This is a genomic window from Pseudoxanthomonas sp. LjRoot127 (genome assembly GCF_964253495.1).
In the GTDB taxonomy this organism is placed as follows: Bacteria; Pseudomonadota; Gammaproteobacteria; order Xanthomonadales; family Xanthomonadaceae; genus Pseudoxanthomonas_A.
The window spans coordinates 3,947,846-3,972,088 of the sequence record NZ_CAXUQR020000001.1 but is presented as its reverse complement, the minus strand read 5'-3'; the positions used below and the strand labels follow the sequence as shown (position 1 = coordinate 3,972,088).

Annotated in this window: 14 protein-coding genes, 5 tRNA genes and 1 pseudogene; 19 read left to right on the top strand and 1 reads right to left on the bottom strand. The window is 67.7% G+C overall.

Annotation, left to right across the window (positions count from 1 at the left end; all coding sequences use genetic code 11):
* Positions 1-1,086: 1,086 nt before the first annotated feature.
* The 15 genes and pseudogenes from ACSQ19_RS18710 to ACSQ19_RS18640 all read left to right on the top strand — a co-directional run bounded on the left by ACSQ19_RS18710 (position 1,087) and on the right by ACSQ19_RS18640 (position 14,118).
* The gene (locus ACSQ19_RS18710) at positions 1,087-2,091 is read left to right on the top strand and encodes an integron integrase (RefSeq protein WP_435999088.1); all 1,005 of its coding nucleotides are present in this window, start codon (positions 1,087-1,089) and stop codon (positions 2,089-2,091) included.
* 1 nt (position 2,092) lies between these two features.
* A pseudogene (locus ACSQ19_RS18705) lies at positions 2,093-4,589 on the top strand (DNA internalization-related competence protein ComEC/Rec2); the annotation flags it as partial.
* Positions 4,483-5,148 carry a MotA/TolQ/ExbB proton channel family protein gene (locus ACSQ19_RS18700; protein ID WP_435999087.1) on the top strand — a complete coding sequence of 222 codons (666 nt, stop codon included), beginning with the start codon at positions 4,483-4,485 and terminating at the stop codon, positions 5,146-5,148. The pseudogene ACSQ19_RS18705 and the gene ACSQ19_RS18700, both read left to right, overlap by 107 nt.
* A gap of 9 nt (positions 5,149-5,157) precedes the next feature.
* Positions 5,158-5,580, top strand: a complete 423-nt coding sequence (locus ACSQ19_RS18695) for an ExbD/TolR family protein (RefSeq protein WP_435999086.1) — start codon at positions 5,158-5,160, stop codon at positions 5,578-5,580.
* Positions 5,577-7,331 (top strand): lipid A export permease/ATP-binding protein MsbA, encoded by a 1,755-nt coding sequence (msbA, locus tag ACSQ19_RS18690; RefSeq protein WP_299343258.1) that lies wholly within the window; start codon positions 5,577-5,579, stop codon positions 7,329-7,331. Before ACSQ19_RS18695 ends, msbA begins: the two co-directional genes overlap by 4 nt.
* A gap of 11 nt (positions 7,332-7,342) precedes the next feature.
* Complete coding sequence (lpxK, locus tag ACSQ19_RS18685) at positions 7,343-8,344, top strand: tetraacyldisaccharide 4'-kinase (RefSeq protein ID WP_435999085.1); 1,002 nt, start codon at positions 7,343-7,345, stop codon at positions 8,342-8,344.
* A gap of 30 nt (positions 8,345-8,374) precedes the next feature.
* Complete coding sequence (kdsB, locus tag ACSQ19_RS18680) at positions 8,375-9,157, top strand: 3-deoxy-manno-octulosonate cytidylyltransferase (RefSeq protein ID WP_435999084.1); 783 nt, start codon at positions 8,375-8,377, stop codon at positions 9,155-9,157.
* On the top strand, positions 9,154-9,618 hold the full coding sequence (locus ACSQ19_RS18675; RefSeq protein ID WP_296281255.1) for a low molecular weight protein-tyrosine-phosphatase: 465 nt from the start codon (positions 9,154-9,156) through the stop codon (positions 9,616-9,618). The genes kdsB and ACSQ19_RS18675 overlap by 4 nt, the downstream gene beginning before the upstream one ends.
* A gap of 22 nt (positions 9,619-9,640) precedes the next feature.
* The gene (locus tag ACSQ19_RS18670) at positions 9,641-11,065 is read left to right on the top strand and encodes a hypothetical protein (RefSeq protein WP_435999083.1); all 1,425 of its coding nucleotides are present in this window, start codon (positions 9,641-9,643) and stop codon (positions 11,063-11,065) included.
* Complete coding sequence (gene uvrC / locus ACSQ19_RS18665; protein WP_435999082.1) at positions 11,062-12,909, top strand: excinuclease ABC subunit UvrC; 1,848 nt, start codon at positions 11,062-11,064, stop codon at positions 12,907-12,909. Before ACSQ19_RS18670 ends, uvrC begins: the two co-directional genes overlap by 4 nt.
* Before the next feature lie 7 nt (positions 12,910-12,916).
* The gene (gene pgsA, locus ACSQ19_RS18660) at positions 12,917-13,564 is read left to right on the top strand and encodes a CDP-diacylglycerol--glycerol-3-phosphate 3-phosphatidyltransferase (protein ID WP_299343266.1); all 648 of its coding nucleotides are present in this window, start codon (positions 12,917-12,919) and stop codon (positions 13,562-13,564) included.
* Positions 13,555-13,630, top strand: a tRNA-Gly gene (locus ACSQ19_RS18655). The genes pgsA and ACSQ19_RS18655 overlap by 10 nt, the downstream gene beginning before the upstream one ends.
* Before the next feature lie 109 nt (positions 13,631-13,739).
* Positions 13,740-13,813: transfer RNA gene (locus ACSQ19_RS18650), tRNA-Cys, on the top strand.
* 29 nt (positions 13,814-13,842) lie between these two features.
* Positions 13,843-13,918, top strand: a tRNA-Gly gene (locus tag ACSQ19_RS18645).
* 113 nt (positions 13,919-14,031) lie between these two features.
* Positions 14,032-14,118 (top strand) — tRNA-Leu (locus tag ACSQ19_RS18640).
* Between the two features lie 16 nt (positions 14,119-14,134).
* Here ACSQ19_RS18640 and ACSQ19_RS18635 read toward each other — a convergent pair.
* Positions 14,135-14,281, bottom strand: a complete 147-nt coding sequence (locus tag ACSQ19_RS18635; RefSeq protein ID WP_296281243.1) for a hypothetical protein — start codon at positions 14,279-14,281, stop codon at positions 14,135-14,137.
* A 143-nt stretch (positions 14,282-14,424) separates the two neighbouring features.
* On the opposite strand from ACSQ19_RS18635, the gene ACSQ19_RS18630 reads away from it, so the two are divergent.
* The 4 genes from ACSQ19_RS18630 (at position 14,425) to ACSQ19_RS18615 (ending at position 24,196) form a co-directional block, all read left to right on the top strand.
* The gene (locus ACSQ19_RS18630; RefSeq protein WP_435999080.1) at positions 14,425-16,047 is read left to right on the top strand and encodes an FMN-binding glutamate synthase family protein; all 1,623 of its coding nucleotides are present in this window, start codon (positions 14,425-14,427) and stop codon (positions 16,045-16,047) included.
* A 60-nt stretch (positions 16,048-16,107) separates the two neighbouring features.
* Positions 16,108-16,182: transfer RNA gene (locus ACSQ19_RS18625), tRNA-Val, on the top strand.
* 289 nt (positions 16,183-16,471) lie between these two features.
* Positions 16,472-19,162, top strand: coding sequence for a DNA gyrase subunit A (gene gyrA, locus ACSQ19_RS18620; RefSeq protein WP_435999078.1), 2,691 nt, complete (start codon positions 16,472-16,474; stop codon positions 19,160-19,162).
* A gap of 138 nt (positions 19,163-19,300) precedes the next feature.
* Entirely contained in the window at positions 19,301-24,196 is a 4,896-nt protein-coding gene (locus ACSQ19_RS18615) for an alpha-2-macroglobulin family protein (protein WP_436001038.1), read from the top strand.
* The last annotated feature ends 47 nt before the right edge of the window (positions 24,197-24,243 follow it).

The following is a 24,243-nucleotide window of genomic DNA, read 5'->3' as shown; positions in this document are numbered from 1 at the left end:
GCCTAACACCGGAATTAAGCCGACCCGCGAAGCGGGTTCGGCTTGAATGAATTGTTAGGGCTCATGAACCGATGTGTCCAGTAGAACGCCAGACCGGATATCGCCCCAGCAAAAATGGCCATGAGCAGAAAGGTGAACGCGAGGGCGACCCCATCAGGCTCACGGATGAGTGCTGAGACAAGAGATATCAGTGGGATTGGGCTGGCAGCAATGGCTCCAGCTATCAGAGCTGGAACCGCTCTAAACATGCGCTTATGAACTAGGAAAAGGCCAATTGGCAGTCCGACGATCATGACGTAAGGGATGCAGACGACAAATGCAACAAAGGCAGTGAAACCGAGATCTATACGGTCAGCGGGGACATTGAGCCACATAAGCCAAGCGGTAAGTGTGGCCGTGATAGCGGCGGTCCCTGCACAGATTATGGTTGCTAACGGTAGCGCCAATGCCTGTCTCATGAGCCCTAACGCCTGAGTTAAGCCGACCCGCGAAGCGGGTTCGGCTTGAATGAATTGTTAGGGCGCATCCGCGTGACCAAGCGACGTGCCGTCTTGGACGTAGTAGATGGTTTGGACGCCCTCGTACAAATCCCTAATCTCAAACGACAGCTTTTGCGTGCAGAGGCACGTTGCGGCAGCTTCAGAAGGAGATTTTGTCGATAAGGAAACCGTCGCTGCGCTGCGCCACACCCTTAGCTCAGGTTTGTCCGGGACATGAGCGCAATTTAGCTCTGCCGTAACGTCCAAGGTGACCATGTCGCCGACGCGGCTTGCCTGCACAACAGCAGCCTTGTCCACAGGGATCTCGCTCTCACAGGTTTCTACATCCGACTTGAGCGAAATCTCTCCGGCCAAGACACTGATCGGAGCAAGTGATGCTGAGAAGGCGATGGCTCCGATTGCTATAAGTTTCATATGCGCCCTAACACCTAGTAGACCCCATTCCGGGGTAATAGCGCCGAGTATTCAGGCTCCTCCACACAGCGTCAATCAGGCTTTCCTTACGTCCGTTCAACGGCTTGGCTGATGGTGTCGATGCGAGCTGCCTGCGACGCTGGCAGCGTTATCCGCATGGAATGCGATCGCAATGGAATATCAGCCTGAGGACGGGGCGGTATCGGGTGGGGCGTCGGCGGCCCGGCGGGGTTTGTTGGAGGAGGTGGAGCGCCGGCTTCGGGTGGGTCACTACAGCATACGCACGGAGCGGGCGTACGTCGGGTGGATACGCCGGTTCATTGCTGCCAATGGCAGGCGTCACCCGCGGGAGCTGGGGGTGGTGCAGGTCGAGGCGTTCCTGACGCAACTGGCGGTCGAGGGGAAGGTGGCTGCGAGTACGCAGAACCAGGCGCTGTCGGCGGTCCTGTTCCTCTATCGCGAGGTGTTGGGGCTGAAGCTGGCGTGGATGGAGGATGTGGTGCGCGCCAAGCGACCACAGCGGGTCCCGACCGTACTGTCGCAAACCGAGGTGCGTGCCTTGCTCGCGCACATGGATGGCCGCATGGCGGTGCTGGCGCGGCTGTTGTACGGCAGCGGCATGCGACTGATGGAAGGGGTTCGCTTGCGGGTGAAGGACGTGGACTTCGCCCGCAACGAGATCACCGTGCGCGAGGGCAAGGGCGGCAAGGACAGGCGGACGGTGTTGCCGGCGTCGCTGGTGCCGGCATTGCAGGCGGAGGTGGAGCGGGTCCAGGTACTGCATGCGCAGGATCTCGCGCGCGGCGCCGGCGAGGTGTGGCTGCCGCATGCGTTGTCGCGCAAGTATCCGAACGCGGCGCGCGAGCTCGGTTGGCAATACGCGTTTCCCGCGCGCGCCATCAGCCTGGATCCGCGCGATGGCCGTTGGCGACGGCACCACATCGACGAGGCCATGTTGTCGCGTGCGCTGAAGCGTGCGCGGGTGGCGGCGGCCATCGTCAAGCCGGTGAGCGCGCATACGCTGCGCCATTCGTTCGCCACCCACCTGATCGAAAGCGGCTACGACATCCGCACCGTGCAGGAACTGCTGGGGCACAAGGATGTCGCCACCACGCAGATCTACACGCACGTGCTCAACCGCGGCGCGGGCGCGGTGCTCAGTCCGCTGGATCGCTGAGATGGGGCGGACGGGCGCACCCGTTCCGGCGCCGGCCGGGTTGGCATGCGTGGCGGCGCTCCTGCTCGGCATGGTGGGCATGCTGTGGCAGCCGACCCTGCCGGCGGTGGCCATGCTCTGGCTGGGGCTCGCCGCAGGCGCCGCAGGCTGGTGCGCCGCATGGCGCTGGCGCTGGGCGGGCGCGCTGCTCGCGGGTGCGGCATGGGCGGGCCTGCATGCCACGTGGAGCCTGGATGTGCAGCTGCCGGTGGCGTGGGAGGGCAGGGAGGTGGAGGTCTCCGGGCGTGTCATGGGCCTGCCCGAGCCCGGCGCGCGACGAACCCGCTTCCTGTTGCGGGTCGACGCCGATGCGCATCAACCGGCCCCGTTGCGGGGTCGCCTGTTGCGGCTTTCGTGGTACGACGACTTCGGGGCCACCGCACCCGGTGCGCGCATGCAGGTGGGGGCTGGGGAACGCTGGCATCTGCGGATCCGCGTGCGTGCGCCGCGTGGGCTGGCGAACCCGGGCGGGGTTGACACCGAGCGTTACGCCGCGGCGCAGCGCATCAGCGCGATGGGCTACGTGCGCGACCCCGGCACGGCGCGTCGGCTGTCGCCGGGGCGCGGCATCGATGCCTGGCGCAGCCGCATGTCCGCGCGCATCGCTGTAGCCGTGCCGGACCGCATGGCGCGTTTCGTGCGGGCACTGGCACTAGGCGACACGCAGGGGCTGGATGACCACGACTGGCACGTGCTGCGGGCTGCCGGACTGACGCATCTCATCGCGATCTCAGGCTTCCATGTCGGCATAGTGGCCGGCGCCTGCGCGCTGGTGGCCGCAGGTGCGTGGTGGGTGTTGCCCGCGCTGGCCCGTCGCGTTCCGCGCCCACAGGCCGCGGGTGCGGCGGCATTGGCCGGTGCGCTGGCGTATGCCGCCGTGGCCGGATTCGCCCTGCCGACGGTGCGCACGGTATTGATGATCGGCGTAGTGGTGCTGGCGCGCGTGGCAAGACGCCACGTGCGGGTCGTCGACTTGCTGGCGCTGGCGATGTGGGCAGTGCTGCTGTGCGATCCGCTGTCGCTGCTCGCGGCGGGCTTCTGGCTGAGTTTCGGCGGCGTTGCGTGGCTGGCCTGGTGCCTGCCGGCATCGATGCACTGGGCGAAAGCCTTCCTGCCGGCACAGGGCGTCGCGACGATCGGCCTGTTGCCGTTCACCGTCGTGCTGTTCGGCCAGGCCTCGCTCGCGGGTCCGCTGGCGAACCTCCTGGCGATTCCCTGGTGGAGTCTGGTCGTCGTGCCGCTGGCCCTGCTCGGGACGGCACTGGAGGTGCTGCACGCGGGTGCCGGTGGATGGGCCTGGAGGTTGGCGGCGACCTGCTTCGAACCGAGCTGGGGATGGTTCGAGCGGGTGGCCGCGCATCCCCACGCGTTGTGGTGGTTGCCGGAAAGCCCCGCGTGGACGCTGTGGCTGGCGTTGATCGGCGGATTCTGGTTGTTGCTGCCCCGCGGTGTGCCGGGGAAATGGCTGGCGGTGCTGCTGTGGTTGCCGTTGCTGTGGCCGGATCGCGAAAGGCCCGGCGCGGGCGAGGTGGAGCTCGTCGTGATCGACGTGGGACAGGGGCTCTCCGCGCTGGTGCGCACGGCGAACCATGCGCTGCTGTTCGATGCCGGGCCGGCGGTGGAGGAGGGATTCGATGCCGGCGAACGTGCGGTGGTGCCGGCCCTGCGAGCGCTGGGGGTGCCGCGCCTGCATGCGCTGGTGGTCAGCCATGCGGACAACGACCATGCCGGAGGGGTCGACGCCGTGCGCGACAGCCTGCCGGTACACGTCGTGCTGGCGCCTCCCGGCAGCGGCGTGGACGCCAGCGCGGCCTGTCTCGCCGGCGCGTCGTGGACGTGGGACGGCGTGCATTTCCGCTTCCTGCACCCGGGCCTGCATTTCCCTTATCTGGGCAATGAATCGAGTTGCGTGCTGAAGGTGGAGACCGCGCACGGGAGCGCGCTGCTGCCGGGCGATATCGGCGCCATCGTCGAGCGGAGCCTGGTCCATCGCGATGCCGCCGGATTGCGCGCCGACGTCGTCGTGCTGCCGCACCATGGCAGCGCGGGGTCGTCGGATTCGGCCTTCATCGCCGCCACCTCGCCGCGGCTTGCACTGAATGCCAGTGGGGCCGGCAATCGGTTCGGCCACCCGCGGGCCGGGGTGGTGGCGCGCTGGCGCACCCAGGGGGCGGAGGTCGTCGATACCCAGACGGGCGGAGCCCTTCGCGTGTGGCTGGGCAAGGGCGGGCTGCAGCTGCGTGAACGACGTCACGCGCGACCGCGATGGTGGGACGCCGTACGGCGGCGGCAGGCCGGTGGGCTATCCTATCGGCTGGAAGAAGGACGGCCGGATGCGCCGGAGGACTGAACGTGCTGGAACTGGTGAAGGCCGGCGGTTGGCCGATGATCCCGCTGCTGCTGCTCGGCGTGCTGGCCCTGGCCATCGTGGTGGAGCGCTTCTGGTCGTTGCGCCGCAAGGAGATCCTGCCGCCCGGACTGGGCGAGGAAGTCCGTGCCTGGGCCGCGCGGGGCCAGCTCGAGGCCGCGCACGTGGAATCGCTTCGGCGCAACTCCCCGCTGGGTGAACTGCTGGCAGCGGCGCTGGACGTGCGCAGCAAGCCGCGCGAGCAGATCCGCGAGCGGATCGAGGACACCGGCCGCCACGTGGTCCACCGGATGGAGAAGTTCCTTAACGCGCTCGGCAGCATTGCATCGGCAGGCCCGCTGCTCGGCCTGCTGGGAACGGTGGTCGGCATGATCCAGATGTTCCTCGGCATCCAGGACAGCGGCGTCGGCGATGTCAATGCGCTGGCGGGCGGTATCGGCAAGGCGCTGGTGTGCGCGGCGGCCGGCATGATCGTCGCCATCCCTGCGCTGCTGTTCCATCGCTATTTCCGGGGCAAGGTCACCGGCTACGTGATCGAGATGGAGAAGGAGGCCACCGCCCTGGTCGATGCGCTGGAGGCGCGCCACCCGCGCGCGGTCGTCCGGCCGGGCGGCGCGGTCGCGCCGGCCACAGCGCCGACGAGCGCCTGAGGCCCGCGCATGCGCATCCGCGACGACCGCTCGCAGGAAGAGCCCGAGATCAACCTGGTGCCGTTGATCGACGTGATCCTGGTGCTGATCATCTTCTTCGTCATCACCACCACCTTCGATGCCCGCTCGATGCTGCAACTGCAGTTGCCGAGCGCGGCGGGCGAACCGGTCGCCGCGCAGGTGAAGGCCCTCAGCGTGCTGGTCAACGCCGACGGACGCTATTTCGTCGACGAGCACGAGGTCATCCGTCCCGACATCGACGCGCTCAAGCAGACCCTGCAGCAGGTGGCCGGCAGCGACCGCAGCCGGCCCGTGCTGTTGCGTGCCGACGCGCGCACGCCGCACCAGGCGGTGGTGACCGCACTGGACGCGCTCGGCCAGCTGGGCTTCCGCCGGATCAACATCGCCACTGCGCCGGAGGCGCAGAAGTGAGCGGAACCGATTCGCCCTGGCAGGTCTACAAGCGGCTGCTCGGCTTCGCCACTCCCTATCGGGGACTTCTGCTGCTGGCGGCGATCGGCATGCTGCTGGAAGCCGGTGCCGGCGGCGCGTTCGCCAAGCTCATGGAGAGCGTGGTCGACGAGACCTTCATCAAGCGCGACGAGGCGAAAAGCCTGCTGTTGCCGGCCTACATCGTGGGTCTGTTCGTGATCCGCGGGCTGGCGGGCTACATCACCGACATGGGCATGGGCAAGGCGGCGCGCAGCATCGCCCGCGATTTCCGGGTCGATGTCCTGGGCAAGTACCTGCGCCTGCCGGGCCTGCGCTTCGACACCGAACCGGTGCCCTCGATGCTGGTCCGCCTGGGATCGGACAGCGACCAGGTGGCCCAGGCCGCCGTCGATGCGATGAAGGTGATGGTGCAGCAGTCGTTGCAGGTCATCGCCATGCTCGCGGTGATGCTGTACACCAGTTGGCAGGTGACGATCGCCATCCTGCTGATGGCGCCGCCGCTGGCCTGGATGATGGATACGGTGGCCAAGCGGTATCGCCGCATCAGCCACCGCATCCAGGAAAGCGGTGCGCAGATGATGCAGGCCGCCGACCAGACGCTGTCCAACCAGCAGGAAGTGAAGATCTACGGTGCCCAGCAGAACGAACTGGCGCGCTATGCCGGGCTGGCGGACACCAACCTGCGGCTGGCCATGAAGGTGGAGGCGACCCGCAGCATCTCGTCGGCCATGGTGCAGCTGATGGGTGCGGTGGGACTGGCACTGCTGCTGTTCTTCGCCGGGCGCGAGGCCATGGCGGGACGCCTGACGGCGGGCGGCTTCGTTTCGCTGATGGTGTCGATGATGGCCATCATCCCGGCGCTGAAGCAGCTGACCAACGTACAGAACATGCTGCAGCGGGGCGTGGCCTCCGCACAGCGCCTGTTCGCCGTGCTCGACGCCGAGGACGAACAGGACCATGGCCGGCGTCCGCTGGACCGTGCCAGCGGCGTGATCGAGTTCCGCGACATTACCACCCGCTATCCGGGCCAGAGCCGGCCTGCGCTGGAGGGCATCAGCTTCACCGCGCGCCCTGGCACGGTGACCGCCATCGTGGGACGCTCCGGCAGCGGGAAGTCGACCCTCATCAAGCTGATCCCGCGGTTCTACGAGGCCGAGTCCGGCCAGATCCTGCTCGATGGCCATCCCCTGCAGGACTACCGGCTGGCCGATCTGCGCCGGCAGATCGCGCTGGTCGGCCAGCAGGTGATGCTGTTCGATGGCACGGTGGCCGCGAACGTCGCCTATGGCGAACTGCAGGGCGCGGATGCCGCGGCGATGGAGGATGCCGTGCGCGGCGCCAACGCGATGGAGTTCGTGCATGAGCTGCCCGAAGGCATGCAGGCGCCGATCGGCAACAAGGGCGGACGCCTGTCGGGCGGGCAGCGCCAGCGCCTGGCGATCGCACGCGCGATGCTGAAGGACGCGCCGATCCTCATCCTCGACGAAGCGACCGCAGCGCTCGACAACGAGTCCGAGCGCCTGGTGCAGAACGCGCTGCAGAAGCTGATGCCGGACCGCACCACGCTGGTCATCGCGCACCGCCTGTCGACCATCGAGCATGCAGACCAGGTGTTGGTGCTGGACCAGGGGCGTCTGGTTGAGCAGGGCACCCATGCCGAACTGCTCGCGCACGGTGGCCTGTACGCTCACCTCTACCAGATGCAGTTCCGCGAGGGCGAGGCGGGGTGAGCAGGCGCGCGATGCCGCAACCTCCCGCGTACTGGTTCGGCGACGGCACGGTGCCGCTGTGGGCGCGTGCACTGGCCGCCGTCTACGGCGCGCTGGTCGCGGCGCGGGCGCGCCTGTACGGGCTGGGCGTGTTGCGCCGGCACCGCGTCGGCGTTCCGGTCATCGTGGTGGGCAACATCACGGCCGGCGGCACCGGCAAGACACCCCTGACCATCGCGCTGGTCGAGCGGCTGCGCGCGGCCGGGTTCAAGCCGGGTGTGGCCAGCCGCGGCTACGGCCGCGACGACGACGGCCAGGCACGGTGGGTCGACGCCGCCACGCCGCCGGCCGACGGCGGCGACGAACCCGTCCTCATCGCCCGACATACCGGTACCCGCGTGCGCGTGGATCGTGATCGCGTCGCCGCCGCCAGGGCACTGGTGGCCGCGGGCTGCGACCTGGTCATCTGCGACGACGGTCTGCAGCACTATCGCCTGCAGCGTGACGTGGAGATCGAAGTGATCGACGGCGCGCGCCGCTACGGCAACGGCCGCCTGATGCCTGCCGGCCCGTTGCGCGAGCCGGTCGAGCGCGCGGCCGCGTGTGCGTTCCGCGTCGTCAACCTTCCCGATGCCCAGGCCGATGCCGCATTCGGCGAATGGCCCATGCATTTGCAGGCGGACGATGCGTTGCCCTTGCGCGGTGGCCGGCCGAAGCCGCTGTCTGCCTTCGTCGGCCAGCGTGTGCATGCGGTGGCCGGCATCGGCAATCCAGGCCGTTTCTTCGCCATGCTGCGCGCGAAAGGTCTGGGCGTGGTGCCGCATGCGTTCGCGGACCACCATTCGTACCAAGCCGAGGATTTCTCGTTCGGCAGCGAACTGCCGGTGCTGATGACCGAGAAGGACGCCGTGAAGTGCGCGACGTTCGCCAACGCATGGTTCTACAGCGTGCCGGTCGTTGCGAAACTGCCGGAGGCGTTCTGGATAGCCCTGCTGGAACGACTCGCGCCCGCTGCCAATGCGGCCGCAGAATAGAAATCCTCTCCCGACCCGCTCCGGATTCCGATGACCGATTTCATCGTCGCCATTCCCGCTCGCTATGCGGCTTCACGGCTGCCGGGCAAACCCTTGCGACTGCTCGGCGGCACGCCGCTGGTCGTGCATGTCGCCCGTCGTGCGCTGGCCGCTGGCGCGCGCGAGGTGTGGGTGGCCACCGATGACGCCCGCATTCGCGAGGCGTTGCAGGGCACCGAGGTTCTGGTCGCGATGACGTCCGAGCGCCACGCGTCGGGCAGCGACCGGCTCGCCGAGTGCGCCGACATCGCCGGCTGGGCCGATGATGCGCTGGTGGTTAACCTGCAGGGCGACGAACCTTTCGCGCCACCGGCCGGCATCCGTGCCGTGGTCGATGCGCTGGCTACGAGCGGCGCGGACATGGCGACGCTGGCCGTGGCCGTCGACGATGCGGCGACGCTGTTCGACCCGAATGCGGTCAAGCTGGTGCGCGCAGCCAATGGCGATGCTTTGTATTTCAGCCGCGCGCCCATTCCGTGGGACCGCGACGCGTTCGCACGGTCGCGCGACGCGTTCGCACGGTCGCGCGACGTGCTGCCGCCGGGTGCATGGCTGCGGCACATCGGCATCTACGCCTACCGCGCGGGATTCCTGCGTCGCTTTTCGGCGATGCCGCCGGGCCGGCTCGAGCAGGTCGAGTCGCTGGAACAGTTGCGGGTGCTGGAGGCGGGGCACCGCATTGCCGTCGCGCTGACGCCGGAACCCTTCCCGCCCGGCGTCGACACACCGGAAGATCTCGCGCGTGCCGAGGCCATCCTGCAGGCGCAGGCGTGAACCTGCTGGTCGTGTGCCTGGGCAACATCTGCCGGTCACCGATGGCCGAAGGTGCGTTGCGCGCGCGTCTTGAGGCCTCCGCGCTGGCCGGGCGGGTGCGGGTCGATTCCGCGGGCACCGGCGGCTGGCATGCCGGCGAGCCCCCCGATCGGCGCGCGATCGCCTGCGCACGCGGACACGGCGTCGACATCGGCGGACAGCGGGCACGCCAGGTGACCGCGGACGACTTCGACACCTTCGACTGGATCCTGTGCGCCGACCGGGCCAATCTCCGCGATGTCCTGCGCATGGCCCCGGCCGCGGCCCGGGGACGCGTCGTGCTGCTGCTGGAGTGGGCCGGCCTGGAAGCCGCAGGCGAGGTGCCCGATCCCTACACGGGCGGGCCGGAAGACTTCCAGCAGGTCTGGCGACTGGTCGATTCGGCGGCACAGGCGGTCGTGGCCCGACTCGCCGCCAACTGAGACTGGGGCATAATCGAAGCGGATGAACGACACGACCCTGGCTCCCGAACTGCCGCGAGGCCTGCAATGGCTGAACGCGCCCGCGACCTCGCTGCACGAGCAGCGCGGCCGCATCGTGGCCCTCGCGTTCGTCAACAGTGCCTCCGCCTGGTGCGCGCAACGGCTCAACGACCTGGCGGTCCTGCAGGCGCGTTACTTGGGGCGGCTGCAGGCGCTGGCGATCAACGTACCCCGTTTCGACAGCGAGCGGGACCCGCAGAGCGCGGTGAAGCGCCTGCGCCGCCACGGTGTTTCGCTGCCGGTGGCGCACGACGCGGATTGGGTCGCCTGGCAGCGCTATGGCGTCGACGCCTGGCCCACGGTGCTGCTGATCGATGGCGAAGGCCACGTGCGCCACCGTGCGATGGGGGCTGAAGGGCTGGCGGACCTGGAGCGGCAGATCGCACGCCTGTGCGATGGCCTGCATGTGCCGCCGGACGATGACCTGCGGGTGTTCCGGGACGCCCACCCCGAGCCCCGGTTGCCGTTGTGCTTTCCGACCGGACTGGTGGCCACGCCGGACCGGCTGTTCGTCGCCGACAGCGGCCACCACCGGGTGCTGGAGTGCAACCATCATGGTCGGGTCATCCGCCAGTTCGGCATGGGTACGCCGGACTTCGCCGATGGCGAGTTGAACCACGCCGCATTCCGTCGCCCGCAGGGCCTGGCGCTGGTGCGCGAGTCGCTTTACGTCGCGGATACCGGCAACCACGCGCTCCGCCGCATCAACCTGCCGACCAGCACGGTGGACACGCTGTGCGGCAACGGCCGCGCGGGCGATCCGACCGAGGGCGTGGTCGGTGCCGCGCGGGACGTGGCGCTCAACCAGCCGCAGGCGCTGGTGGTGAACAACAACCAGATCTTCCTGGCCATGGCCGGCGACAACCGGATCTGGAGCTACGACCTGGGGACGCGCGAGATCCGCGCGCGCGCCGGGTCGGGCCAACTGGATGTCCGCGATGGCAGCGGTCCGATGGCGGCGTTCGCGCAGCCCGTGGGACTGGCCGCGGTCCTGCAGACCCTGTACGTCTGCGACGCCCTGGGTTCGGCCGTGCGCTCCCTGCAGCTGCGTGGCGACACCGTGCAGACGCTGGTCGGCCAGGGCGCCTGGAGCTTCGGCGACGAGGACGGTCCGCGCGACCGCGCCCGCCTGCAGCACCCGCAGGCGGTGGCGCTGAGCCCCGATGCGCCGGTCATGTGGATCGCCGACAGCGGCAACGGCACGCTGCGTACGCTGCGATTGGGCGGCGGCGAACTGACCACGGTCTCACTGCCGCGACGCTTGCAGGGACCGGCCGGCCTGTCGGTGGCGGCAGGTGCCGTGTGGATCGCGGAAACCGATGCCCACGCGGTGCTCCGTTACGATATCGCCACCGGCGAACTGAGCCACGTCCCGATCGACGAATGAGCGGCAGTCCCCAGGCGGAATTCGACGGCAAGGCATTCGCCGCCGGCTTGAGCACGGCACCCGGCGTGTACCGCATGTACGCGGCCGACGATACGCTGCTCTACGTCGGCAAGGCCGGCGCGCTGCGCAAGCGCGTGGCCAGCTATTTCAGCAACTCGCCCAAGTCGCCGCGGACCTTGTCCATGCTGACCCAGGTCGCGCGCATGGACGTGACGGTCACGCGCACAGAAGCGGAGGCGCTGCTGCTGGAGAACCAGCTGATCAAGTCGCTGACGCCGCGCTACAACGTGCTGCTGCGCGACGACAAGAGCTATCCGTACGTGCTGCTTACGCGCGAGGCGTGGCCGCGCATTGCATTCCATCGTGGCGCGCGCGCAGTGCCCGGGCGCTACTTCGGTCCGTATCCCAGCGCCGGCGCGGTTCGCGAAACCCTGAACCTGATGCAGAAGCTGTTCCGCATCCGCAATTGCGAGGACAGCGTCTTCCGCAACCGGTCGCGGCCTTGCCTGCAGTACCAGATCGGCCGCTGCAGCGCGCCGTGCGTCGGACTGGTGGAGGAGGCGGACTACGCGGAAGCGGCGCGGCGCGCGACGTTGTTCCTCGACGGCCGCAGCGACGAACTGACGCGCGAACTGGGCAGCGCGATGGAGCAGGCCAGCGCGAACCTGGAGTTCGAGCAGGCGGCGCGGCTGCGCGATCTGGTGGCTTCGATCCGCACGCTGCAGGCGCGCCAGTACGTGGACGGACACGCCGCCGACCTCGACGTGCTGGCCTGTGCAATGCAGGGCAGCCAGGCGTGCGTGCTGTTGCTGGCCTTCCGCGATGGTCGCAACCTCGGCACGCGCACGTTCTTCCCGAAAACCAACGGCGAGGACTCCGCCGCCGAAGTGCTGGGTGCCTTCGTGTCGCAGTACTACGCCGAGCAGCCGGCACCGCAGGAGATCGTGCTGGACCGCGAGATCGCCGAGGCGGAGCTGATCGAACATGCGCTGGCGGCCGCGGCCGGTCGCAAGGTGCAGCTGAAGTGGAACGTCCGCAGCGAACGCGCGGGCTACCTGGACCTGGCGCGGCGCAATGCGGAGATCGCGCTGGTGACCGAACTCGGCAGCCGGAACGCGCAGACCGCACGCAGCGAGGCGCTGAAGGAACTGCTGGGACTGCCCGAGGTCGCCAAACGCATCGAGTGCTTCGACATCAGCCACACCATGGGCGAAGCAACGGTCGCGTCCTGCGTCGTGTTCGACGCCGCCGGCGCGGTACGTTCGCAGTACCGTCGCTACAACATCTCCGGGATCACGCCCGGCGACGATTTCGCCGCCATGCACCAGGCCATCGAGCGGCGCTTCCGGCGCGCGGTGGAAGAAGGCGGCGTGCTGCCGGACGTGCTGCTGATCGACGGTGGCGCGGGACAACTCGCGCAGGCGCAGTCCGCGCTCGCGGACCTGGGCGTGGATGGCGTCACGCTCGTCGGTGTGGCCAAGGGAGTCGAACGGCGTGCGGGGCACGAGGCGCTGGTCCTGCCCGATGGCCGCGAATTGCGGCCGGGTGCCGCGTCGCCGGCCCTGCAGCTGATCCAGCAGGTGCGCGACGAGGCGCACCGGTTCGCCATCACCGGGCATCGTGGCAAGCGGCAGAAGGCGCGCATGACCAGCAAGCTGGAGGACATTCCCGGCATCGGTCCGCGCCGGCGCGCGAGCCTGCTCAAGCACTTCGGCGGGCTGGCCGGGCTGAAGGCCGCCGGTGCCGACGAGATCGCCCGCGTCGACGGGGTGAACGCCGCACTGGCCGAGCGAATCTACGCTAACCTGCACGGGCTGCCGTCCCCCGAGGCAGGAAACGAGTAAGCCTGCGATGAAGTTGACTGTTCCCACCTGGCTCACGTTGCTGCGGATCGTGCTGATCCCCGTGCTCGTGCTGGTGTTCTACCTGCCGTACTCGTGGACCAACTTCGCAGCGGCCTTCATCTTCGTGCTCGCGGCGGTCACCGACTGGCTGGATGGCTGGATCGCCCGGCGTTACCACCTGTATTCCGCCTTCGGTGCCTTCCTGGACCCGGTGGCCGACAAGCTGATGGTGGCGGTGTCGCTGTTCCTGATCGTGCAGGACACCCCGACCATGTGGATGGCCATCTGGGCCGCGGTCATCGTGGGTCGGGAGATCGCGGTGTCCGCGTTGCGCGAATGGATGGCGGAACTGGGCCAGCGCGCCACGGTGAAGGTCGCCGCGCTGGGCAAGATCAAGACCATCGTGCAGATGGTGGCATTGTCCTGCCTGCTGTACGCCTCGACGCCGGGCAAGCAGGTGCTGGCCGACATCTGGATGGGGCGCTGGGTGTTCCTGCTGGGCGACTGGCTGCTGGCCATCGCTGCGTTGCTCACGCTGTGGTCGGGCATCCAGTACCTGATTGCGGCATGGCCGATCCTTCGCGACGGCGACAGGAAGCCTGTTGACATGCCGGAACAAGACGCTACAATTTCATCTCTCTCGACGCGGGAATAGCTCAGTTGGTAGAGCACGACCTTGCCAAGGTCGGGGTCGAGGGTTCGAGTCCCTTTTCCCGCTCCAGTTTTTCGTCCTGAGAGGGACGGTCCACAAAACCCCGTTCGCGGGGTTTTGTGTTGTAGGGCGCCTTGAAAAGGTGCCTTGATTGCGCCAGTCTGGCGCGGTCGCCATCGGCCTGGTGGCAGAGTGGTCATGCAGCGGACTGCAAATCCGCGTACGCCGGTTCAATTCCGACCCAGGCCTCCAAACCAGAAGGACCGCGATGGTCTTTCGATGCGGGAATAGCTCAGTTGGTAGAGCACGACCTTGCCAAGGTCGGGGTCGAGGGTTCGAGTCCCTTTTCCCGCTCCATACATGCTCCTCGTCGAGCACGCACGAAGCCCCGCCCGCGGGGCTTCGTCGTTCCTGGCATTCGCATGCACGCCGCTTTCCAAGGCGGCCTCAGTGAGGCAGGCTATCCCCGGGCCCGGATGGCGAAACTGGTAGACGCATCGGACTTAAAATCCGCCGGCCGCAAGGCCATGCCGGTTCGATTCCGGCTCCGGGCACCACGCACGCGTTATCGCCTCAGCGCTGCCGCTTCTTCTCTTCTTCGCGCACCTTGCGCCGGACGAACAGCGCCACGAAGACGCTGATTCCCACCATGACGATGCTGCCGCCGATGGCCAGCCAGCCGACGGGTTCCATCAGGATTTCGCGCAGGATCGGATGCATGTCGGGCTCTCCCGGTTGTGGTGATGTCAACCTCGCATTGCGCATGGGTGCGGGCATTGATCCGGATCAACCGTGCGGGACGCCTGCGGCATGCCGTCGCAGGGCATGGCATAGAATCGACGCTGGCCCTCGGGAGACTGCCGATGCAGCGTTACCTCGCCTATGCCGCCAGCCTCGTGCTGGCCTTCGTTTCGCTGGCACTCGCGCTGGCCTGGCCGGTCGCGTGGTGGGGTGTCGCCGTCTTCGGTGCCTTGGCGCTGCTCGGTACCTGGGACGTGCTGCAGACGCGCAGCACGCTGCGCCGCAACTATCCGGTGCTGGCGCATTTCCGCTACGGACTGGAATCGGTCGGTCCCGAGATCCGCCAGTATTTCATCGAGGGCGATACCGCCGAGGTGCCGTTCTCGCGGCAGCAGCGCGCGCTGGTCTACCAGCGTGCCAAGGGTGTCAGCGACGTGGTCCCGTTCGGCAGCCAGCAGGATGTCTATGGCGTGGATTACGAATGGATCAACCATTCGATGGCGCCCGCGAGCGTGGACTCGCACGACTTCCGCGTCGTCATCGGCGCGGGTACGGCGCAGCCGTATTCGGCGAGCGTGTTCAACATCTCGGCGATGAGCTTCGGCTCGCTGTCCGCCAACGCGGTGCGTGCACTGAACGAAGGCGCGCGACGCGGCAATTTCTACCATGACACTGGCGAAGGTTCGATCTCTGCGTATCACCGCGAGAAGGGCGGGGACCTCGTATGGGAAATCGGCTCCGGGTACTTCGGTTGCCGTGACGACCAGGGGCGATTCGACGAACAACGCTTCACCGAGAACGCGCGGTCGCCGCAGGTCAAGATGATCGAGGTGAAGCTGTCGCAGGGCGCCAAGCCCGGCCACGGCGGTGTGCTGCCGGCCGCCAAGGTCAGCGCGGAGATTGCCGCCACGCGCGGCGTGCCGATGGGGCACGACTGCGTCTCGCCGGCGAAGCACTCCGCGTTCTCGACGCCGGTGGAACTGCTGCAGTTCATCGCTCGCCTGCGCGAGCTGTCGGGTGGCAAGCCCACCGGCTTCAAGCTGGCGATCGGGCACCCCTGGGAGTGGTTTGGCATCGCCAAGGCGATGCACGAGACCGGGCTGCTGCCGGACTTCATCGTGGTGGACGGGGCGGAAGGCGGTACGGGCGCCGCACCCGCTGAATTCATCGACCATGTCGGCGTGCCGATGCACGAGGCGTTGCTGCTGGTCCACAACACGCTGGTTGGACTCAACCTGCGCGACCGCATCCGGATCGGTGCGGCAGGCAGGATCATCAGTGGCTTCGACATCGCCCGGACCATGGCGATGGGGGCGGACTGGTGCAACGCCGGGCGAGGGTTCATGTTCGCGCTGGGCTGCATCCAGGCGCAGAGCTGCCACAACGACCGTTGCCCGACCGGTGTCGCCACCCAGGACCCGAAGCGCTGGAAGCACCTGGATGTGTCCGACAAGTCCGTGCGCGTGCAGCAGTTCCACGACAACACGCTGAAGGCCCTGCGCGACATGCTGTGCGCGGCCGGCCTCGAGCATCCGCAGCAGCTGGGGCCCGAGCACATCCTGAGGCGGGTGTCGCCCATCGAAGTGCGTTCACTGGCAGCGCTGTACAAGTTCCTGGCGCCGGGCGAGCTGCTGGCGGGGGTCCCCACGCACGCGGTGTTCCGCGACTTCTGGCCGGATGCGCGCAGCGACTGTTTCGCGCCGCCGCGGCGGGTCAGTGCACTGTGCGACACCAAGGACCGCTGACCGGCGGCTGCGTTGACCGCCCCCCCGGTCGACGGCTATCATTCGCGCCCCGATGATTTCGGGCGGTTAGCTCAGCGGTAGAGCACTGCTTTCACACGGCAGGGGTCACAAGTTCGAAACTTGTACCGCCCACCAGTTCCAGCGAAAAGCCCGGCCTCGGCCGGGCTTTTTCGTTCCCGAACGGAGCTGCCCGGGACTGGATGGGCGGCCGCGTCGGCCACCGCTTCCCGGGTAGGGCGAGCAGGCGCATAAGTGCTTGTTTCCCCGGCTGAAACCGTCGGTCTGGCGCGCCTGCTGTGGTACACTCCACCGGTTGCAGAACCCGCCGGAATCCCCGCCTGTCGCTGCCTCGCCGACCTTCGTCGGCTAGGCGTGTTTTGGCCCGGATTCAGGCCCGAGACAATCAGAGAAACACGGAACCCGAATGGCCGAGACCGCCAAGGAAATCATCCCCGTCAACCTCGAAGACGAGATGCGTCGCAGCTATCTCGATTACGCGATGAGCGTGATCGTGGGGCGCGCGCTTCCGGATGTCCGCGACGGACTGAAGCCCGTCCACCGGCGCGTCCTGTTCGCCATGAACGAACTGGGCAACCACGCCAACAAGCCGCACGTGAAGTCCGCCCGCATCGTCGGTGACGTGATCGGTAAGTACCACCCGCACGGCGACCAGTCCGTCTACGACACGCTGGTGCGCATGGCGCAGCCGTTCTCGCTGCGCTACATGCTGGTCGATGGCCAGGGCAACTTCGGTTCGGTCGACGGCGACTCCGCCGCCGCCATGCGTTACACCGAAGCCCGCATGGCGAAGCTCACCCATGAGCTGCTGGCGGACATCGACAAGGAAACCGTCGATTTCCAGCCCAACTACGACGAGAAGGAACAGGAACCGACGGTCCTGCCGACGCGCTTCCCGAACCTGCTGGTCAACGGTTCGGCCGGCATTGCGGTGGGCATGGCCACCAACATCCCGCCGCACAACCTGTCGGAAGTGGTCAACGGCCTGATTGCGCTGATCGACAACCCCGAACTCGACGTCGACGGGTTGATGCAGTACATCCCCGGCCCGGATTTCCCCACCGGCGGCATCATCAACGGCACCGCCGGCATCATCGCCGGCTACCGCACCGGCCGCGGCCGCGTGCGCATGCGCGCCAAGGCCGACATCGAGGTCAACGACGACAACGGTCGCGAGTCGATCATCGTCACCGAGATCCCGTACCAGGTGAACAAGGCGCGGCTGATCGAGAAGATTGCCGAGCTGGTGAAGGAAAAGAAGCTCGAAGGCATCAGCGAGCTGCGCGACGAGTCCGACAAGGACGGCATGCGCATCTACATCGAGGTCAAGCGCGGCGAATCGGCCGAGGTCGTCCTCAACAACCTGTACCTGCAGACGCCGATGGAATCGGTGTTCGGCATCAACATGGTCGCGCTGGTCGATGGCCGCCCGCAGCTGCTCAACCTGAAGCAGATGCTGGAAGCCTTCGTCCGCCACCGCCGCGAAGTGGTGACCCGCCGGACCATCTTCGAACTGCGCAAGGCGCGCAACCGCGCCCACATCCTGGAAGGCCTGACGGTCGCGCTCGCGAACATCGACGAGATGATCGAGCTGATCAAGACGTCGGCCAACCCGCAGGAAGCGCGCGAGCGCATGCTCGCCAAGACCTGGGAGCCGGGCCTGGTGGGCGCGCTGCTCGCCGCCGCCGGCGCCGAAGCCTCGCGTCCGGAGGACCTGCCCGCTGCGATCGGTTTCGTCGACGGCCGCTACCAGCTCAGCGAGGCCCAGGCCACGCAGATCCTGGAAATGCGCCTGCACCGCCTGACCGGCCTGGAGCAGGAAAAGCTGACAGAGGAATACCGCCAGCTGCTGGAGACCATCGCCGGGCTGATCCGCATCCTCGAGAACCCGGACGTGCTGCTGCAGGTGATCCGCGACGAGTTGCTGAACGTCAAGGCCGAGTTCGGCGACGAGCGCCGCAGCGAGATCCGCCACAGCGAAGAAGACCTCGACATCCTGGACCTGATCGCGCCGGAAGACATGGTGGTCACGCTGTCGCACGCGGGCTACGCCAAGCGGCAGCCCGCCAGCGCCTACCGCGCGCAGAAGCGCGGTGGCCGTGGCCGCAGCGCGGCGGCGACCAAGGAAGAGGATTTCATCGACCAGCTGTGGCTGGTCAACACGCACGACACGCTGCTGACCTTCACCAGCAGCGGCAAGGTGTTCTGGCTGCCCGTCTACCAGCTGCCGGAAGCCGGTTCCAATGCGCGCGGCCGCCCGATCATCAACTGGATCCCGCTGGAACCGGGTGAGAAGGTCCAGGCCGTGGTCCCCGTGCGCGACTACGAGGAAGGCAAGTTCGTCTTCTTCGCCACCAGGAATGGCACGGTCAAGAAGACGCCGCTCACCGAGTTCGCATTCAAGCTGGCGCGCGGCAAGATCGCCATCAACCTGGACGAAGGCGATGCGCTGGTGGGCGTGGCGCTGACCGATGGCGAGCGCGACATCATGCTGTTCGCCTCCAACGGGCGCGCGGTCCGCTTCTCCGAAGCGCTGGTGCGCGCCATGGGCCGTACCGCGACCGGCGTGCGCGGCATGCGCCTGGCGGAAGGCGCCGATGCGGACGTCGAGGGCGAGCTGGACGAAGGCGAAGCAGCCGATGGCGACGTCGGTACCGTCATCGCCGAGACCGGCTCCGAAGTGGTCAGCCTGGTCGTCATCGATGGCGATGGCGACATCCTGACCGCCAGCGAACGCGGCTACGGCAAGCGCACCCCGGTGATCGACTATCCGCGCAAGGGGCGTGGCACCCGTGGCGTGATCGCGTTGAAGACGACGGAGCGCAACGGCCGCCTGGTCGGTGCCATCCAGTTGTCCGACCACCACGAGGTCCTGCTGATCTCCGATGGCGGCACCCTGGTACGCACGCGCGCCGCGGAGATTTCGCAGGTGGGCCGCAATACCCAGGGCGTCACCCTGATCCGCCTGTCCGATGGCGAGACCTTGCAGGCGGTGGAGCGCCTCGACGCCTCGCTGGATGAGGACGAGGCGGTCGACGGCGTCGTGGCGGCAGGCACCCCCGTGCCGGAAGCCACCGATGCGCCGCCGGAGGCCTGATCGCCGCGTGAGATGAAGGTGCGCGGGGCTTGACCCCGCCACTGTCATTCCTGCGTTCTATACTGCCGGTACGACCACGGCAGGGAATGGCACATGGGATCGGCAATTCGCAACACCCGTAGCGCGCGCAGCCGCTGGATGCGCGCGTTTTTTATTGGCCTGATCGCAGCGGCGTCGCTCGCCGGCTGCAAGCGCAACGAATCCGGGCAGCTGCCCGAAGCCAGTGGCGAGCCGATCAAGGCGCAGGCCGCGAAAGTCGAGGGCTTCGCGCTCGTGGGGGTCTATCCGGACCAGCACGATGGCGACCTCGCCATCGCGCTCGAGTTCAGCCGACCCCTGGTCAGTTCCCAGGACTTCGACACGCTGCTGGTGGTCAAGGAGGCCAATGGCGCGGTGGTGAAGGGCAGCTGGGTGCTCGACGACAAGGGCATGATCCTGCGCTTCCCGTCGGTCGAAGCGGCGAAGGATTACGAGGTCACGCTGAAGGCTGGCATGTCCGCTGCCGACGGCACGCGCCTGGGCAAGGACGACACCCGCAAGGTGCATACCGGCGAACTCGACCCGGCGGTCGGCTTTGCGTCGCAGGGCAGCGTGCTGCCGGCGCGCGAGAGCCGCGGACTGCCCGTAGTGTCGATCAACGTGCCGGAAGTGGACGTGGAATTCCTGCGCGTCACCGAAAAGCAGCTGCCGAAGTTCTTCGCCGAATACCAGCGCGGCGGCCGCCGCGGCAGCTGGGACCTGGACAGCGAGTACGGCGACAGCACGCCGTTGGGCAAGCTGGCCGAACCCGTGTACCTCAACCGCTTCGTACTGGGTGGCAAGCCGAACGAGCGCGTGCTGACCTACCTGCCGATCCAGGATATCCGCGAGCTTCAGGATCCCGGCCTCTATTTCGCGGTGATGAAGCGTACCGGCAAGTTCGCCGGCGAATTCGAGACCGCATTCTTCACCGTCAGCGACATCGGCCTCCACACGCGCGCGTACAAGGACAAGCTGTTCGTCCATACCGCCTCGCTGCAGGACGGCTCGGCGACCGGCAGCGTGGAACTGAAAGTGCTGGACGCGCGCGGCGAAGCGATCCTGGCCGGCGAGACCGACGGCAACGGCAATGCGCTGCTGAACTACACGCTTGACGCCGGCCACGTGCTGGTGGCAACGCGCGGCAAGGACGTATCGATGCTGCCGTTCAACCAGCCGGCGCTCGATCTGTCCGAGTTCGCCGTCGCCGGTCGCGAGCAGGCCTGGTTCGACGTGTTCGCGTGGTCGGGACGCGATCTGTACCGTCCCGGCGAGACTGTGCGCATCTCCGCGCTGCTGCGCGACAACGACGGCAAGCCCGTGCCGGCACCCAAGCAGGGGGGCGGACAGCCCGTGTTCCTGCGCCTCAAGCAGCCCGACGGCAAGGTCTTCCGCGAAACCCGCCTGCAACCGGGTGCGCAGGGCTATTTCAGCTTCGAGCAGGCGATCCCGGTGGAAGCGCCGACGGGTCGCTGGCAGGTGGAGTTCCGCACCGACCCGGCCAGCAAGGAGGCGGTGCAGGGCATGACGCTGCGCATCGAGGAGTTCCTGCCCGAGCGCATGAAGCTGGACCTGGACGCGGCGCCGGTGCTGAAGCCGGGCCAGCCGCTGAAGCTCAAGGCGACAGCGGCCTACCTGTATGGCGCGCCGGCCGGCGGCAACCGCTTCACCGCCAAACTGGCCGTGTCCGTGGAGCAGCACCCGCTGGAACAATTGCCGGGCTACTTCTTCGGCGACCCCACGATGGAGCTGCCCAAGGAAGCGAAGGATGTCATCGACACCGCGCTGCCCGACAGCGGCGTGCTGCAGGAAGACATCGCGCTGCCGACGGAAGCCAAGCCGCGCAGCACCATCGCCGCGCTGGTGTCCGGCAGCGTGTACGAGACCGGCGGACGCACGGTGAACCGCACGCTCAAGCGCGTGTTGTGGCCCGCCGACGCACTGGTCGGCATCCGCCCGCTGTTCGACGACAAGGACGGCGCGGACGCGAACGGCAACGCGGGCTTCGAACTGGTGCGCGTGGATCCGGCCGGCAAGCCGCGACCCGGCAGGGGCCTGAAGGCGACGCTGGTGCGCGAGCTGCGCGACTACCACTGGAACTACGACGAAGACGGCGGCTGGGACTACGACTTCACCCGTCGCTTCGAGAACAAGGACACGCGCGCGCTGGACGTTGGCACGGGAGCGTCGAAGATCGATTTCCCGGTGGAGTGGGGCGAGTACCGGCTGGATGTGTTCGACCCGGCGACCGGCCTGACCACGCGTTACCCGTTCCGTGCCGGCTGGAGCTGGGACGACCAGAACCGCGGCCTCGATGCGCGCCCCGACAAGGTCAAGCTGGCGCTGGACAAGACCGGCTACAAGGCCGGCGACACCTTGAAGGTCACCGTCACGCCGCCGCACGCCGGCAAGGGCCTGCTGATGGTTGAGAGCGACCGCATGCTGTACGTGCAGGCGATCGACGCCAAGCCGGGCAGCACGTTCTCGATTCCCGTGACCAAGGAATGGGAACGCCACGATGTCTACGTCACCGCGCTGGTGTTCCGTGGCGGCTCGGCGCCCAGCAAGATCACGCCGGCGCGTGCGGTCGGCGTGGCGCATGTGCCGATGGATCGCCGCGACCGCCGCGTGGCGGTGGGCCTGTCCGTGCCCAAGCAGATGCGTCCCGAGCAGAACCTGCCGGTCACCGTCAGCGTGCCGGAACTCGCAGGCCAGACCGCCCATGTCACCGTCTCTGCGGTGGACGTGGGCATCCTCAACATCACCCGCTTCCCCGTGCCGGACGCCAACGCGCAGTTCTTCGCGCAGCGCCGGCTGGGGGTGGATGCGTACGACATCTACGGACGCGTGATCGAGAGCTTCGAAGGCGGCAGCGCGAAGATGCGCTTCGGCGGCGACATGGCGCTGTCGGCGTTGCCCCAGGCCAAGCGGCCGACCGCGCGCGTGCAGACAGTGGACCTGTTCTCCGGGCCGGTGAAGCTGGACGGCAAGGGCAATGCACGCGTGGCGCTGAAGGTGCCCGATTTCAACGGCACACTGCGCGTGTCGGCGCTGGTCTATTCGGACACGCGCTACGGCAACCGCGACCGCGAGACGGTCGTGCGCGCGCCCATCGTCGCCGAAGCCAGCCTGCCGCGGGTGCTGGCGCCTGGCGACAGGAGCACGGTGACGCTGGACGTGCAGAACTTCACCGGCAAGGCCGGCGCGTTCAAGGTGCTGGTGAACGGCGAAGGTCCGCTCAACATTGGTGAAGGCAGCAAGAGCGCGGATCTGTCCGTCGACGCCAAACGCACGCTGACGTTCCCGATCACGGCGGGCGAGGGCTATACCACCGCGCAGGTACGCGTGCGCGTCGAAGGCAACGGCTTCAAGGTCGACCGCCGCTACGACGTGCCGGTGCGGGCGGGCTGGCCGGCGGTGCTGCGTTCGCGCACGCAGGTGCTGGACAGCCTGGTGCCGGTGGACATGGGCGCGGGCTTCGCCGACGGGCTGATGCCCGGCTCGGTGACCGCGCGCATGACCGTCTCCGCGCTGCCACCGATTCCGTTCGCCAGTGCGTTGAAGGGCGCGTTGGAGTATCCGTACGGTTGCGCGGAGCAGACCACCAGCAAGGGCTATGCGGCGCTGGAACTGGACGACGCCACCGCCAAGCTGCTGGGCATCGGTGGACTGGAGGCGAAGAAGCGCCGCGAGCGCATGGAGGGCGCGTTCGGTCGGCTGGCATCGATGCAGGTGGCGAACGGCCATTTCTCCATGTGGGGCGACGACGACTATGTCAATCCGGGCCTGACGCCGTACATCGCCGAGTTCCTGCTGGACGCGCGCGAGGGTGGATTCGCCGTGCCGGACACCGTGCTGCAGAAGGCGCTCACCCGCCTCAGCGAAGACCTGCTGGCCGGTGGCGCGCAGTTCTACGGTTACGACCGGCGCGACCATCTCAAGTTCGCCAACCAGGCCTATGCCGGCTATGTGCTCGCACGCGTCAACCGCGCACCGCTGGGCACGCTGCGCGCGCTGTACGACAACGAGCGCGGCAAGACGCTCACCGGCCTGCCGCTGGTGCACCTGGGCATCGCGTTGACGTTGCAGGGCGACAAGGCGCGTGGCGCGAAGGCGATCGCCGAAGGCTTCGCCAAGACCGGCGACCGGCCGGAGTACTTGGGCGACTACGGCACGAAGCTGCGCGACGATGCGTTGATGATCGCGCTGGTGCATGAGCGCAAGCTCGCCAAGCCGGAGTACGACCGCCGGGCGATCTCGCTGGGCCGTGAACTGGATGCGCGCCGCAACAGTGGCTGGATGTGGCTGAGCACGCAAGAGCAGGTGGCGCTGGCAAGGTTGGGCAAGGCGCTGATGGTGGACCAGAAGAAGCTGGTCTCCGGCCAGTGGAGCATCGGCGGGGACGCCGAGGCGATCGCGCCTGTACGGCTGTTCGGCCGCAGCGTCGACTACGCGACGCTGGCACGTGGCGTGCGTTTCGCCCCGGAAGGCTCGCCGCCGCTGTACGCCTCGCTGGACGTGGCAGGCATTCCGCGCAATGCGCCGGCACCCGATGATCGCCAGATCGGCATCGAGCGCCGTTATTACACGACGGACGGGCAGGAGTGGAAGGGCGGGTCACTGAAGGAAGGCGAAGCGCTGATCGTGCGCGTCGGCATCACCGCCAACGTCGCCATGCCGGATGCACTGTTCACCGACCTGTTGCCGGCAGGCCTGGAGATCGAAAACTTCAACCTGGGCGACGCCAAGCAATGGGCCGAGGTGGTCGTGGACGGCATCGCGATCAGCGATCGCGGCAGCGCCGCCGACGTCAAGCACGAGGAGTTCCGGGATGACCGCTACGTGGCGGCGCTGAAGCTGGAGCGCCGCGATACCGCCAAGCTCTTCTACCTGGTCCGCGCGGTGACGCCGGGCACGTACACCGTCCCCCCGTCGCTGGTGGAAGACATGTACCGTCCGGATATCCGCGGTGTCGGCAGGGCTTCGCCGGCGACGATCACGGTGGTGCAGCCGTGAGGCATTTCTTCTCCACACATGCGGGGAGAAGGGTCCGCACACCTGTT

What these genes read in the sequence shown, in the direction of transcription:
- kdsB (WP_435999084.1), top strand. Translation starts at nt 8,375, where the DNA reads ATGACCGATTTCATCGTCGCCATTCCCGCTCGCTATGCGGCTTCACGG.
- ACSQ19_RS18670 (WP_435999083.1), top strand. Translation starts at nt 9,641, where the DNA reads ATGAACGACACGACCCTGGCTCCCGAACTGCCGCGAGGCCTGCAATGG.
- ACSQ19_RS18710 (WP_435999088.1), top strand. Translation starts at nt 1,087, where the DNA reads ATGGAATATCAGCCTGAGGACGGGGCGGTATCGGGTGGGGCGTCGGCG.
- ACSQ19_RS18615 (WP_436001038.1), top strand. Translation starts at nt 19,301, where the DNA reads ATGCGCGCGTTTTTTATTGGCCTGATCGCAGCGGCGTCGCTCGCCGGC.
- ACSQ19_RS18695 (WP_435999086.1), top strand. Translation starts at nt 5,158, where the DNA reads ATGCGCATCCGCGACGACCGCTCGCAGGAAGAGCCCGAGATCAACCTG.
- lpxK (WP_435999085.1), top strand. Translation starts at nt 7,343, where the DNA reads ATGCCGCAACCTCCCGCGTACTGGTTCGGCGACGGCACGGTGCCGCTG.
- uvrC (WP_435999082.1), top strand. Translation starts at nt 11,062, where the DNA reads ATGAGCGGCAGTCCCCAGGCGGAATTCGACGGCAAGGCATTCGCCGCC.
- ACSQ19_RS18630 (WP_435999080.1), top strand. Translation starts at nt 14,425, where the DNA reads ATGCAGCGTTACCTCGCCTATGCCGCCAGCCTCGTGCTGGCCTTCGTT.
- gyrA (WP_435999078.1), top strand. Translation starts at nt 16,472, where the DNA reads ATGGCCGAGACCGCCAAGGAAATCATCCCCGTCAACCTCGAAGACGAG.
- ACSQ19_RS18635 (WP_296281243.1), bottom strand. Translation starts at nt 14,281, where the DNA reads ATGCATCCGATCCTGCGCGAAATCCTGATGGAACCCGTCGGCTGGCTG.
- pgsA (WP_299343266.1), top strand. Translation starts at nt 12,917, where the DNA reads ATGAAGTTGACTGTTCCCACCTGGCTCACGTTGCTGCGGATCGTGCTG.